The organism is Mongoliitalea sp. (assembly GCF_054166905.1).
Genome location: NZ_JBSZCK010000040.1, coordinates 332,390 through 345,881, shown reverse-complemented (window position 1 = coordinate 345,881; position 13,492 = coordinate 332,390). Strand labels below are relative to the sequence as shown.

Below are 13,492 nucleotides of genomic sequence, written 5' to 3'. Positions count from 1 at the left end.
GAATAAATTAAGTGCGCAATAAACTCAAACCAAAGAAATGAAAAAAGAAAGTAAAGAGCTGGAAACTAAATCAAGGCGAAATTTTATAAAAGCTTCTGCAACTGCACTCGCAGTGTTTTACTTTGTACCTCGTCACGTACTCGGTGGTCCAGGATTTATAGCTCCATCTGATAAATTACGGGTCGCAGGAATTGGTGTTGGTGGTATGGGGGGTAATGATATCAGGGGAGTATTCAACTCGGGTAAGGTAGATATAGTAGCTCTTTGTGACGTTCATGATAGTCGTGCTAAAGCCAGTGTAGATGCCCACTCAAAAGCCACCTACTATCGAGATTATCGGGAAATGATGGAAAAAGAGCACAAAAACATTGATGCTGTGACGATTTCCACTCCTGATCACATGCATGCTGTGCAGACGATGGCAGCCATGCAGTTAGGCAAACATGTGTATGTACAAAAACCGCTATCTCACGATATTTATGAAGCCCGAATGCTTACAGAAGCAGCAGACAAATATAAAGTGGTGACGCAGATGGGTAATCAAGGCTCTTCGGGAGATGGCGTTAGACAAATGGTAGAGTGGTACAATGCAGGATTAATCGGTGAAGCCAATAAAGTGTATTGCTGGACAGATAGACCCGTATGGCCTCAGGGAATTCCTTGGCCAACAGCACCTGCAACTCCCCCAGCGGATTTAGATTGGGATCTTTGGTTGGGAACGGCTCCCTATAGAGACTACATCAGCAATTTAGTCCCCTTCAATTGGAGAGGATGGTGGGATTATGGAACTGGTGCATTAGGGGATATGGCCTGCCATATCATGGAGCCTCCTTTCCGTGTGCTAGGATTGGGGTACCCTAAATCCGCTGAAGCGAGTGTAGGTTCAGTATATGTAGGTGAGTTTCAACGAGGATATTTTCCTGAAAGCTGCCCCCCTTCCTCCCATATCACGCTGCGTTTCGAAAGACCTGGCAAAGATGACCTAGAGTTTCACTGGATGGATGGAGGTATTCAACCTACAAGACCAGTGGAATTGGGTCCAAATGAAGTGATGGGTGATGGTGGAAATGGAGTAATCATCGAAGGGACCAAAGGAAAAATGATGTGTGGAACCTACGGTATGAATCCACAACTGTTACCTACAAGCAAAACCAAAGAAGCGAATGTTCCTCAAACAGAAAAGAGGATTGAAGGTGGAGATAGAGGACACTACAATAATTGGGTAGATGCTTGTATCGCCGGATATGGTTCCGCTGCCTTCGAAAACTTAAGCTCTCCTTTCTCCATTGCAGGACCATTGACAGAATCTGTTTTGATGGGAAATCTAGCGATTAGAAGTTATGACTATCGTGAACCTAGAGAAACAGGCAGTGGCTTCAACTACCCTGGAAGAGGAATAAAATTAGTATGGGATGGCCCGAATATGCGGGTAACCAACTTCGAGCCTGCTAACCAATTTGTAAGGAGAACCTATAGAGATGGATGGACCTTATAAATTTGGTAATAATCCATTTATTTTAATTAACTCCCCTGATTAATAGGCGATAAAGCCTGCTGAAAATCAGGGGATTCTTTTTTATTATCGTTATATATTTCAATCTACTAGGATATTGAATTGAATTTTTGGATATTTAATAAAAATCGGTTCTTATTTCATGGCATGTCTAATGTTTTTAAGAGAATCAAAAATTTCAATCACAGTACAGTAATATTACCAAGTACCTCTTATGAATCAATCCCTCAAGTTTAATGATCAAGGGAACTCTCAATTTTTCGCCACAGTCAAACAACGTGTCGATGAGTATTTCAAAATCAATAACATTTCCAAAAAAGCCAACGCGGCAATGGTTGTCAAAACCACCATCTATCTCAGTTCATTTGTCGGCCTTTACTTTCTGATATTATTGGGAGGACTTCCCTTATCAGTAACACTGGGTTTAGCCATCCTTTTGGGCATGAATATGGCCTTTATAGGCTTTAACATCTGTCACGATGCGCTGCATGGATCTTATTCCAAACATCCTTGGGTCAACAAGAGCCTTGGTTTTATTTTCAACATCATTGGCGCCAATGTCTATGTATGGAATATTACACACAATCAAATCCACCACACATACACCAATATTGTAGGACATGATGGGGATTTGGAACTAGCTCCGGGAATCGTGCGAATTTCTGAAAAAGACCCTTGGAAACCATGGCATCGTTTCCAGCATATTTATGCTTTCTTTTTATATGGTTTAGCTTCACTTTCATGGTTTTTCAGAAAAGACTATGTGAAGTTTTTCCAGAAAAAAATCGGCTCCCACGTCAATAAGCATCCAAAAATCGAATACTTCAACCTTTTCTTTTACAAGTTTATCTACTATGGAATTTTTATCATCATTCCACTATTGGTAATGGATATTACTTGGCAGCAGTTTTTGATAGGTTTCTTGGCGATGAATTTTGCTGAAGGACTTGTTTTAGGACTAGTATTTCAATTGGCACATTTGGTAGAAGACACGAATCAGGTAGTGCCAAATGAAGGTGAAAGCATTGAAGAATCTTGGGCAGCTCATCAGTTGCGTACTACTGCTAATTTTTCTAGAAAGAGCGGTATTGCTACCTTCTTATGTGGAGGTTTAAATTTCCAGGTAGAACACCATTTATTTCCAAAAATCTGTCATATCCACTATCCTGAAATCTCAGAAATCGTCAAAAGTACTGCCCATGAGTTTGATTTGCCTTACCATGAAAATGAGACTTTTGTAAGCGCCTTAAAATCGCACTATAATTTCCTCAAAGAAGCAGGTTCCCCAGTGATCGCAAAAAAGGAAGTCAGAGAGCATTCTTATTCGCATTAAAGAGCGAAACCACTTTACAAAATAAGTCAGGGGTTCTATCGTAGAATCCCTGTTTTTTTTGCCACAAAGGCACAAGGGCGCAAATAGAAGAAAGGTAAATTTTTACTACAATAGAGCAATCACACCAAAAGATACATACTTTTGATGCTATAATGATTTAAGATAAACCATGAGTGAATTCTTTGTGTCTTGGTGCCTTTATGGCATTAATACCCCTCGAATTTCAGAATGAATAGTAACAGCAAAAATCTTTATCTGCCTAAATCCAGCTTATAAAAGGTTAAATTATCTTCCTCCACCCCAAAATATTCTTGATTTTTTTGAGCAATGATAGCTCCATTTCGGTGAACAATTGAAGAGAGCCAAATTCCTTTAGGAACTAGTATATCCTTTTGAATCAACTCATGATTGTTATCAAAGATGGCGGCATATTTCTGAATGCTATCAAGAAATGCTGACCACTCTTCCCAATTGTCACGGCTGTATTGGCTAGCAATGTCTTCACTCACTCCCTTGGTGTAAATTACTACTATGTCAGACTCTCTTCTATAAATTTGTTCAATTCTCCCAAACACTACATTCCCGTATTCCTCATACCAATCTTGATATCTTGCCATGGCAATACCAGGCATTGGAATGGCATCTTTCAAGTCGAGATCGACCGTCTTAGAAAATACTAATTCTCCCTCCTGTTCATTGTAAACAAAATACTTTTGCTCTGCCAACATCCACAAAATCCATTCATTTTTGAATCTAGCAAGCCCTGGAAATGTCCAATTATAAAAATTACCAGAGCTGTAAAGTGTATTTGGAGGGAAAGGCATACTCGTCCGAATCTCTCCAGTGGAAGGATTCAATATTTCCAAAACATCTTCAGAATAGGCACTGCCATACATGGATGGAATATCTATCAAACTTTCCCCTCTTTCAGGTCGCAGATAGATGTATTCTTTCGCCAATTTGAGTGCACCAAATGGTAAGCCATTGATGTAAAAGTAACCTTCAGCTGTAGGTAGCTTACTGACAAAAGTGCCATCAAGCTCAAAAAAATGAATGCCTTGCGCTTCATCCATCACACAGATTTCCCCGTCTAAAAAATTTACTCCTTGCGCCCAGGCAATTTTATTAGGGCCATCTTCGGTTAACTTGAAGGTATGCTTAACTTTTCCGGATTCATCAAAAACTACGTACTCCTCCTGAGCATTCCACCTCCCCAAGTATAATTCTTGTAGAGGATCGTAATCCATCAAAAACAATTCTCCCATATAATCCACCTGAATAGAGTCTTGAAAAGCCCATTGGTATGCATCAGTTAACTTATCTTTTGATTTTTTTTGCGAACATGCTGCAATGAAAATCATAAGTAATAACGCTTTAAAAATCTCTTTTTTCATGCTAACTAATTATTCCGATTGTTCTTTTAACCAGGACACAGCTGTATCAATAAAATGATCTCTCCCAATTCTAACGAGTAAAAAAGAAGTTAAGTCCTCATCTACTTGCACACCAAATTCCAAATGATTTTCTTCCAAATCTATACTTTGTGATGCAGAAAAGCGGTAAGTCCAACCATTGGGCAATTCTGCAAAAACCGGAATACCTCCACCTCCACCTGTCTGATCACCGAATAATCGGACTTGTGGAAGCGTCTTCCCCATTTGTGCAAAAAAAGTGGTGGTGCTATAAGAACGACGATTGGTTAAAATGGCTACATTTCCAAGGTATTTTGAGCCTGAACTTGGGATAATTCGCAAAGGAGCCCAAGGAGTAAAATCATTCCTTCCTGGCCCAGATTTAAACCGTTGTTGTCCGTATAGATGTTCTTCCTCTATAAACCTTGACATGATTGTTAAGGCGTTTTGCAAATTACCACCTCCATTACTCCGGACATCAATAATCAACCCTTTATGGCTTCGCATCAAAAACACAATTTGATCCATATGTTGCTCTGTCAAAGGACGTTCAAATGAACGATAATTAACATACAACACATCATCATCCAAGGTCTGCACTTGCAAAGGCCCTATTATCCAAAAATTGGTACGAAGGTAAACTTGCTCAATCAATTGTTGATTGTAAAACAATGGGAAATTCTCATACCAGAGCCAATTTCGAGATCTGTCAAAAGTACTTAACAAATTGACATGGCCATCTTCTAACTCTCCAAGCATATCACCTAAGACATCAAAAAGCTCATGTTCACTCATTGTGGTGAATATTTTTGAACTGTATTTTTCTCTAATCGCATGCCAATCCACCTGTTTTTCTTCAAAAAAACTGTAGCGATTATTGATATCATTCCACAAATGTTCAAATACCACCTGCGGACTAGACGCAGGTTTAACAGGTGCGAGCATTTCTTCGCATGCACCAAGAATAAACATTATTCCAACTAAAATCCACTTATAGATTGAAAAACGCCTGTTCATAACTGAAAATTAAACTGTAAGAAATAGTGTCCTGCAGCACGTTGGGAACGTTGCTCATTAACCAGATTACTGAAATTGAAACGATATCCTAAGCCAAACTCATTTCCATTGGTGAGTTTGTAAAAAACCTGATTGATCATGCCTAAGTCCTGCTGTTGAAATGGTTGAAAAAACCGGATCGATTGCAAAAAGGCATTGAATGTAGGCTGTTCATGCAAAAATGCATCCGGAGGACTCGTAACATAGGAGGCTGAAAATAAAAACCCTATCACTTGCCAATGCCCTTGAAAGCTGTATCTCCACTGTTCACTTTTTCCGAAAATTGACTCATAACGAATAGCCGGACCAAAGGAGGTATGAAAATCGAACCTGGGATTAAAATTCTGCGCATCTTGAAAATTACGAAGACTGAGCGCATTATTATTGGACCAACCTATCTTCCATCCGCTTGGCAACCAAGAAGCTTTATAAAAAGTGTAGGTCATGATACTGGCTTGGGTACCTACCATAGCAGCTCCAAACTCATTTTCTGTTGGAATTCGGGCATAGTGCATATAGACCTCGTCTATCTTTTTTTCAGATGCACTTATAAACCCAAATGAAAAACCAAGACTTCCTCCTCGATATACAAGTGGAGAATAAGCAAAATCTCTTTCCCATGTATTTTGAGGCCCTGCATTCCAGAAAAGAGTCCGTTGCTTTTCTTGAGCAAATCCTTCAAGATGGAATCCTAGGAGGATTAGTATGAGCAGTAGCTGTTTCATTTTTTCTCTTTACTCAACAAAATTACGTTCAAAATAAGAAGAAAACCCTGACATTCGTCAGTTAAAGGTTAAAAACCTTTTTTATTGATATGTAGTCCACTGGAAACTTCCTTCTTTTCTTTCTGAACTTCTTTTCCTTTTTGGAAGGAATAATTCAAGGTAAACCATAGCGGAATCCTTGACATTTGGATCTGACCGGTTGCCCGCTGGTGAAACTGCTCCTCCCGAGTTTCCAATCCATAGTAGGTAAATCTGCGGGAGAAGGGCATGGCAGAAGTCAAGCCTACCTTCCATTGCTCACCCAGCTTCTTCTCGGCTGCGAGGAAATAAAGTGGTCCACTGAAGAAATCAGATTGGATATCATTGACAGGAGATAGGTACCTGAAACGAAGGGTAAGGAGGATATCCCTTTCCAATGCCAGCATACCCGAAAACCCGGTTTCTATGGCTACTTTATCCCTTGCAGGAAAGCTACCTGCATCTTGTCCAATACCACGACTGTGAAAAACCCTCAGCATATGGTTCAGGGAAAGCTGCTTACTCAGCCTCATCGCTCCGCTGGATTGTAAGCCTGTTTGGTAAAGCGTGCCTAAGTTGGCAAAAGTAATTTCCATCAAGCCATTTGAATTGAGCCTATGTAGGCCATTGATCATATCGCTTCGTGTTTCAAAAAAGAGCGTATTCATCAACAGGAGGTTACCTGTATTCCAAGTATGTTCCACATTGGCCTGATGAAAGATATAAGGCTGAATAGCCTGATTACCAAAAGCAATGGTATAGGGATCCAAAAAGGCTTCAAAGTTGTTCAATTGGTGAAACAGCGGATACACTACGGAGGATCGGAAAAAAAACCTGCTGGCGTGTTTTTCAGTCCAAACATGCCCCAGTCTTGCATTGGGGAGGAAGTACAGATGGTTTTGAGCTTGCTCTTGATTGAGGGTTTGAAGGTTGATTTGCTCAGTCCTCAAACCAAGTTCTGCATCCCAAGCTTTACCTTTCCAGGAGAAGGAGCTGTAAAGGGCATTGATCCGACTTCTAAAATCAAAATTGTTTTCATAGCCATTTCCAAAATGCTGCCGCTGAACCTGAAACCCTGCGCGCATCCTTACATCCGCCCTCAACTGCCTGCTAAAATCCGTCCTCAGATTAGACACTACTTGGGTAGGTTGGATATGGTTGACAACAGGCTCTTTGGCTTCAAAAAAGCTCAATTTATTCTCTCCCCTTAAGCGGCTATGTGTCCAATCAACGGTGATACCGCTTTCCTTTTCCCCTTCAAATTCATGTTGAAAATAAAGCGCTGTAGTCAAAGACCGGTTACGGTCTTCTTCTTCACGCTTCGCGGTCCAAGGTTCCAACTCGTTTTTTTGAAGGTTGATGGTGCCGTTATGGGTTTCTGAAAACCAACTCCCCGCAACATATCCATGCAGTAAGGTCTTTGGACTCAGGGCATATTCCAATCCTTGGTGAAAGGTATGCGAAATGCTCCTTTGTCGGGTTTTTTGTTCCATTTGTATGTAATCCCCATTGTTGATATTCCGCTCATAGCCCTGCACCACATCAAATAGGCTGAATGCACCATTATAACTCGTATACGCATGGAGTTTGGGCGTATAAAAGGACAAGCTGGCACTGGGGAAACTGTAGACTTCATTTCGGGAAATGGGCAATTCCCCATACAACATTCCTGACATACCATGCTCCCTTTCGGTCAACAGGATATGGATCACTGCATCGGCATCCGCTGCGAATCTGGCCGAGGGATTCAATATCACTTCAATTTTATCAATTTGTTCCGCCCTGAGTTGCTGCACATAACGGTAGTCTCTTTCCGCTCCATTCACAAAAATCAACACCTTATTTTTGCCACTTATTCGGATGCTTTGGTTGAAATCCACAAAAACTCCGGGAATCAGGTTCAGGATATCCATGCCTGTATTGGATACGCCAACATGCTGCTTATTGATCAAATAAACAGCCTTTTCTCCTTCTGTTGTCCCTTTTACTTTTTCTCCCTCGATAATGAGTGTTTCCAATAAATGTTCGGATTCACGGAAATACAAGTTGCCCAACATAGGCCCTTCTATCGCATCCAAAGACAAGGTAAAACTCTCAAAACCCATATAGCTGAATTTTAGAAAGGAAGACTTTTCAGCATGATAGGGCAACTCGAAAAAGCCATCCATATTGGTATTGGCACCGGCAATAAATAGGGAGTCTGGCAGTTGGTACAAGACCACATTGGCATAAGCTATTGGCTCCTCAGTACTGGCGTTTAGCAAAGTTCCGGTTAATTTATCAGAAGTTTGAGCACTTGTAAGAAAGGAAGCAGTTAGTGCGAAAGCCATCAGGGCAACCGCAAACTGTGTGTGGAAGTTGGCAAATGATTTCATGGCCTTTATATTCTTTGGTTGTACAGAACAAAGGAAGAAAAGGGCATTGATAAAGCCGAAAAAGTGGTACAGACACCAAGTATTTGGGTTGAAGGACAATAAATACTAAGGACTTGTTACCAAATGCAAGTTTTTGGGTTGAATGGATCAGTGAAATCCTGCTAACTTTTCCTCAAACTCCTTGACCTTATTTCGGGAAACAGGTATTTCCATGTCCAAGCCATTTAATCTGAGCCGATAGCCTAAGGCATTCCCTTTTTTATGGCTGATTTTATTGAGGTTGACCAAAAAAGCCCGGTGCACCCTTACAAGACAGGCATGGTCTCGAAGCTGTTCTTCAATTTCAATCATGCTGTTTCGGATCATTTTTTTCTGTAATCTATCCTCCTGTTGTAGGTAAAAGGCCACATAATTCCCTTCCGCACTTACGCAGAGGAGTTCGGATAACTGAAAGCCCAAGGACTCCTTTTTGAGTTTAGAGCTAATACTAATCAAGGGCTCATCCTTCACTGTTGCTACAGGCAAACGCTTGAAAAATTCATCCTGCACCGGCAATGTGCTGAACCAAAAAGGGAAATGTACCAAGCTGAAAAAAATGTAAGGCAGAAAACAAATGAATACCGCGTATTTGAAGGAATCCAGAAAAGTGGGAAAATTCCATCGATCAGCCTCCGGTTCCAACAGAAATGCAGCAAAATAAATGGTTAGGCCCATCGCAGACAATACTACTGCAAAAGCCAATAATTCTTTCCCTATACTCCAAAAAGCTCCTTTTTTGGCAAGGAAAGGCAGTATTATTCCCGAAGTAGCCAGCCATGCGGATGTTCCGACCAGCATCCCGTAGGCGAGCAGTTTGACTATAAACTTTCCATCCTCGTCCTGTCCGCTGGAAAAGGGACTGTAGACGACCATAAACAAGAAGCCAAAAACTGTCACGGCCAAAAAAGCCGCCCAAGGCTTTTGCAGCAGGTAGTTTTTCGGGATTTCTTTTGTTAGCCAATTGGAAAACATACTTTTTGATACGGTAAACCTTTCACAATAAAAATAATAAGAAAGCGGAAAGCAAACCGAAAAGGATACTGTATAAAATGGCTTCAAATTGAATGGTCCAGAAAACCTTTTTTTCGACAAATTCTTTTTTGAGGTATACCAAACCTTCTATCGTATTGGAAAATGGGACAGCACTGGAAAAATCAGCATAGATAAATACCAAACTCCCCATAAAGAGAAATTGCTGCCCAAAGGAAAAGGTTAGTAGGAAAGGTAAAATAGGATACAACACTACTGACATCAGGATGGCCCTGACAAACTGGGAAGGAATCAACAGTTTGGCTACCCGCATGGACTCCTCTTGGTTATCCATATCTCTAAAAAAACCCTTATACAACCGGTCCTTCCCTTTGTATATTTTCCTTGCCAATTGTAGGTCTATTACCCCTGCAATGATATAGGAGACAAAGTGGGCGATGAAGAAAAATAAGCTGAATTTGAAATATAGAAGCATATTTTCATTGTTTTTTTAGTGATGCCAAAGCAACAATACCAATAAGCAAATACAAAATTTCCAAGACCCAAAAGTGAATTTGAAAGACACCTGTTCTAAGGATCAAGCTTGGAAATACCGCCAGCAAGGCATTGGAAGTACCATGGGCAACCAAGGCCGACATGGGTTTATTTTGAGAGGCTTTCACTACCCAGGAAAGGAAAAAGGACAAGCCAATACAACCAATCAAAAAGGCAGGTAAAGGCATAAATACCTGAAAGGAATCGGGAATAAACCAGAGAGGGACATGCCATATGGTCCATATGATGCCTAATATGATATTTCCTATCCATATCCCGTATTTGGATTCCAAATAGGGCATGATGTATCCACGCCAACCGATTTCTTCCTGACCTCCACCGAAAAAGACCATAACCAACCAATAAACCGGAAAAACCCAAAGGGTGGGTAAGAACATGGACAACCGCTCATGGCCAAAAAATCCCGGCAGGTACCAGGCCAGAAAATTGGCAAATCCCATAGCTCCAAAAATGATCAACCAGACTTTCCAACCAAACCTGAAGGAAAGAAAAGAGCGAAGAAAAGGCCGGACAGCGGATCTCCCTTGAAGGGATTGGATGGAATAAATTGCCGCAATACCCGGGCCAAAGGCTCCCAAAATAATGGCCGGCATGCTCAGGCTGCTTCTGAGGTTTTCATCCCATTCCCAAATGCCTAAACCACCCAAGACAAATGGCAACCAAAGGAGCCAAGACCATATAAAGGTAACTACAAAGAACCTGATGGGAATGGATTTATTGTTTGATACTTCTGGCCTCATAGGAATATTTTTTCAAGAATAACCATGGCCACATGTGCGAACATATGCGCCAAAAAAGCACTTTCCAGTCCCTTTTTCCAGTACAGCCAACCAAAAACAAGCCCCCCAACCGAATTGCCAATCAGGACATAAGCGAGCATGATGCTGCTTGGATTATCTATGGACTGAAAAACAATGGGAAAATGGCCTAAGGCGAAGAGGAGTGCAGCTAAACTTATCCCTATCCAATAGATAGCAGGTTTGGTTCCCCTAAAAATCTTTGCCGCTATCCATACCAGCAGCGTCATCAATCCAAAGCGCATCAAAATTTCTTCCGTAATGCCCCCGTACAGGAACCTCGCGGCAAGTGTAATCTGAATGGATTCTCCCAGCTGCTCAAATTCTGAAGGAACCAATCCCCTTCCTATGAGACCAAGGGTGCTCAATAAAATACCTGTAAAGAGCCCACCAATTATCCCATAGATCAGTATTTCGCGGGTTTGGGGGGAATCTTCTTTTAAGCCTACCATCTTTTCGAGTACGGGAACACTCAGGTTAACCTTCTGGTAGAGCAAGGTTCCCACAATAACCGCTATCAACATCAGAATGGTTGGATTAATCAGGATCAGCAGTTGGATTTGGGAAGGGGTAAACGTTTCCTCCAAAATAGATTGCATTTCCTCTGGCAATGGAAAATCCACCGTCAACATGGACAACATGCCCAAAAGCCCAAGGAAAAATAAGATTAGGGCTAGGTAAACTTTTTTTCTTTTCATGATGCTGGGGAATTTTAGATATGGATTGATATTGGATAATAATAGATATTAATCGTGAATAGAAGGGATAACTATCAGGTTTTAAAAACCTGGCAGGTCTCATCTAAAAACTTATGCAAGGCTTGGTTAAAAGCCTCAGGGTTATCCTGATTGGCGATATGGTTGGCATTGGGAATTTCTACACATTGACTAGATGGTTCCATTTTACACCAAGCTTTGGAAGCGTTTTTGATAAAGCCCAAGTCTTTTTCCCCATAAAGCATCAAAAGGGAAACTTTGGTGGGTTGAGACGAAGAATCAATCAAATCGTAGCACATGTCAGCGGTGATTTGCAATGCTAACTTCTTACCGATTTTCCCGATACTTCTGGCTAAATATTCCTGTACTTCCTTCTTCACCGCTCTGTGCTTGCCAAAGGATTGGTAGAACATTTTTTCAGGAATCAAACCAATCAAAAAGATAAAAAAGGGAACCAACTTTCTCGCCCATTTCCCCACATGGGATTTCAGTTCTATTCCGGGGGCATGGACCAGGGCCAATACTTTATCAGGATGTTTCAACTGAAAATACTGGGCCACCATACTTCCCAGAGATTGCCCAATCAAAACTACTTGGGCAATTTGCAGTGTCTCCAGCAGCTCGTGTAAACAGTCGGCAGACAATTCTGTAAAACGCTTATTGTAATTTTTTAAGGATGAGTTACCATGTCCCGGTAAATCCCAAACTAATGTCCTGTATTGAGGTTGAAAAGATGCCCGCTGCTCCTGAAAGGTAGCATGGTCCATACCTACTCCATGAATAAAAACCAAGATGGGACTATCTTCTGCACCTGAAAGTTCATAGTATATATCTCCATATGAGCTTGAAAATATTCCCTGCTTCATGATTGATCAATTAGGTTTACAAGATTTCTTTTAGGCAATTATTGAATGCTTTGGGATCGTCCAGGTTAGCCACATGGCCCACCCCTTTTAAGTCAATCACCTTTGCTGATGGATTGGCCTCGATAGCCTTTAGTGTTGATTTTAACATCCCATTGATCCCTTTGTCAAATTCACATTTGATCAAGGTATAGGGAACAGTACTTTGGGATATGAACCTCGTGAAATCATAATTTACCAAATTATACCTGAAATGGGGAATGGCAATTACCGCCTTTTCAAACATTTGGAAAAAAATATCCTTGGAGGCCTCATTGGTGGCCGTATGGGAAACCATCAATTTCAGGTACCAATTTTTAAAAAACCGGAGCATAAAAGCGTCAATGCCCCTAAATGCAGGGGCAAGGAATTTTGGAAATTTCATCTGCCCAGTAGTACCAAAAGTGGTTAAGCTTAAGAATTTTTCAGGCACTTTGCTGACCACCAGATAGCCCAGCACACCCCCTGCAGAATTACCAACATAATGTATCCGGTCCAAATGAAGGTCCTCAATCAATTGGATAATATCTGCTGCCAATAGGGTCAAGGCGTATTGCCCGGTAGTATTCGGTGATGGTTTTGGAGAATCTCCATGTCCTCTTAAGGATAGCAAAACTACCTTATACCTATCTGAAAAAAATGCTTGCTGTTGCTGAAATTGGAGGATACTCGCGCCTGCCCCATGCACAAAAAGGATTGTTTCCCCATGATCGGCTCCTGCAATGGTATATTCTAGATTGATGGTATTCATCATGCATACAGATTAATTAAACTGCATAAGTTTAAATCTTTTGTTCAAATCTTGACCATAAGACTCGAAACAAATTTCTCTTAAAAAATTGGTTTGAAAAATGATAATAGTCAGGGTTCTCCCTGTTTTAATTCATGGAAGGATATTCAATGATCAGTGGGTTATTATTTAAACCTTTTTGAATTGACCTAATTTATATATAGAGGCTGTCTCATAAGTAGTCTCCCTTATTATTTATCCAAATCTTATGTGGCTATAAGATTGCTTAATCTTTGTGTCTTGGAGACTTTGTGGCAACAAAACTATTTCG

12 protein-coding genes are annotated in these 13,492 nt (G+C 40.9%); 2 read left to right on the top strand and 10 right to left on the bottom strand.

The annotated features are described in order from the left end of the window. Positions 1-37: 37 nt before the first annotated feature. Entirely contained in the window at positions 38-1,495 is a 1,458-nt protein-coding gene (locus tag ACXIUD_RS15675; protein WP_458053588.1) for a Gfo/Idh/MocA family protein, read from the top strand. 232 nt (positions 1,496-1,727) lie between these two features. Beyond that, a complete protein-coding gene (locus ACXIUD_RS15670) occupies positions 1,728-2,846 on the top strand; it encodes a fatty acid desaturase family protein (protein ID WP_458053587.1) in 1,119 nt (372 codons plus the stop codon). A 251-nt stretch (positions 2,847-3,097) separates the two neighbouring features. Here ACXIUD_RS15670 and ACXIUD_RS15665 read toward each other — a convergent pair whose 3' ends face one another. The 10 genes from ACXIUD_RS15665 to ACXIUD_RS15620 form a co-directional block, all read right to left on the bottom strand. After that, on the bottom strand, positions 3,098-4,240 hold the full coding sequence (locus tag ACXIUD_RS15665) for a hypothetical protein (protein WP_458053586.1): 1,143 nt from the start codon (positions 4,238-4,240) through the stop codon (positions 3,098-3,100). Between the two features lie 9 nt (positions 4,241-4,249). Further along, on the bottom strand, positions 4,250-5,275 hold the full coding sequence (locus ACXIUD_RS15660; protein ID WP_458053585.1) for a S41 family peptidase: 1,026 nt from the start codon (positions 5,273-5,275) through the stop codon (positions 4,250-4,252). Continuing rightward, positions 5,272-6,039: a hypothetical protein gene (locus ACXIUD_RS15655; RefSeq protein ID WP_458053584.1), complete on the bottom strand. Its 768-nt coding sequence runs from the start codon at positions 6,037-6,039 to the stop codon at positions 5,272-5,274. Before ACXIUD_RS15655 ends, ACXIUD_RS15660 begins: the two co-directional genes overlap by 4 nt. A gap of 68 nt (positions 6,040-6,107) precedes the next feature. Next, positions 6,108-8,432: a TonB-dependent receptor gene (locus ACXIUD_RS15650; RefSeq protein ID WP_458053583.1), complete on the bottom strand. Its 2,325-nt coding sequence runs from the start codon at positions 8,430-8,432 to the stop codon at positions 6,108-6,110. 147 nt (positions 8,433-8,579) lie between these two features. Further along, positions 8,580-9,443, bottom strand: coding sequence for a LytTR family DNA-binding domain-containing protein (locus tag ACXIUD_RS15645; protein WP_458053582.1), 864 nt, complete (start codon positions 9,441-9,443; stop codon positions 8,580-8,582). Between the two features lie 22 nt (positions 9,444-9,465). Beyond that, entirely contained in the window at positions 9,466-9,936 is a 471-nt protein-coding gene (locus tag ACXIUD_RS15640) for a hypothetical protein (RefSeq protein WP_458053581.1), read from the bottom strand. Positions 9,937-9,940: 4 nt separating this feature from the next. Beyond that, on the bottom strand, positions 9,941-10,756 hold the full coding sequence (locus tag ACXIUD_RS15635) for a CPBP family intramembrane glutamic endopeptidase (RefSeq protein ID WP_458053580.1): 816 nt from the start codon (positions 10,754-10,756) through the stop codon (positions 9,941-9,943). After that, positions 10,753-11,511, bottom strand: coding sequence for a CPBP family glutamic-type intramembrane protease (locus ACXIUD_RS15630; protein ID WP_458053579.1), 759 nt, complete (start codon positions 11,509-11,511; stop codon positions 10,753-10,755). Before ACXIUD_RS15630 ends, ACXIUD_RS15635 begins: the two co-directional genes overlap by 4 nt. Positions 11,512-11,585: 74 nt before the next feature. After that, entirely contained in the window at positions 11,586-12,395 is an 810-nt protein-coding gene (locus ACXIUD_RS15625) for an alpha/beta fold hydrolase (RefSeq protein ID WP_458053578.1), read from the bottom strand. Positions 12,396-12,411: 16 nt separating this feature from the next. Beyond that, on the bottom strand, positions 12,412-13,185 hold the full coding sequence (locus tag ACXIUD_RS15620) for an alpha/beta fold hydrolase (RefSeq protein ID WP_458053577.1): 774 nt from the start codon (positions 13,183-13,185) through the stop codon (positions 12,412-12,414). Between the last annotated feature and the right edge of the window lie 307 nt (positions 13,186-13,492).

What these genes read in the sequence shown, in the direction of transcription:
- ACXIUD_RS15665 (WP_458053586.1), bottom strand. Translation starts at nt 4,240, where the DNA reads ATGAAAAAAGAGATTTTTAAAGCGTTATTACTTATGATTTTCATTGCA.
- ACXIUD_RS15655 (WP_458053584.1), bottom strand. Translation starts at nt 6,039, where the DNA reads ATGAAACAGCTACTGCTCATACTAATCCTCCTAGGATTCCATCTTGAA.
- ACXIUD_RS15625 (WP_458053578.1), bottom strand. Translation starts at nt 12,395, where the DNA reads ATGAAGCAGGGAATATTTTCAAGCTCATATGGAGATATATACTATGAA.
- ACXIUD_RS15620 (WP_458053577.1), bottom strand. Translation starts at nt 13,185, where the DNA reads ATGATGAATACCATCAATCTAGAATATACCATTGCAGGAGCCGATCAT.
- ACXIUD_RS15630 (WP_458053579.1), bottom strand. Translation starts at nt 11,511, where the DNA reads ATGAAAAGAAAAAAAGTTTACCTAGCCCTAATCTTATTTTTCCTTGGG.
- ACXIUD_RS15660 (WP_458053585.1), bottom strand. Translation starts at nt 5,275, where the DNA reads ATGAACAGGCGTTTTTCAATCTATAAGTGGATTTTAGTTGGAATAATG.
- ACXIUD_RS15635 (WP_458053580.1), bottom strand. Translation starts at nt 10,756, where the DNA reads ATGAGGCCAGAAGTATCAAACAATAAATCCATTCCCATCAGGTTCTTT.
- ACXIUD_RS15650 (WP_458053583.1), bottom strand. Translation starts at nt 8,432, where the DNA reads ATGAAATCATTTGCCAACTTCCACACACAGTTTGCGGTTGCCCTGATG.
- ACXIUD_RS15645 (WP_458053582.1), bottom strand. Translation starts at nt 9,443, where the DNA reads ATGTTTTCCAATTGGCTAACAAAAGAAATCCCGAAAAACTACCTGCTG.
- ACXIUD_RS15640 (WP_458053581.1), bottom strand. Translation starts at nt 9,936, where the DNA reads ATGCTTCTATATTTCAAATTCAGCTTATTTTTCTTCATCGCCCACTTT.
- ACXIUD_RS15670 (WP_458053587.1), top strand. Translation starts at nt 1,728, where the DNA reads ATGAATCAATCCCTCAAGTTTAATGATCAAGGGAACTCTCAATTTTTC.
- ACXIUD_RS15675 (WP_458053588.1), top strand. Translation starts at nt 38, where the DNA reads ATGAAAAAAGAAAGTAAAGAGCTGGAAACTAAATCAAGGCGAAATTTT.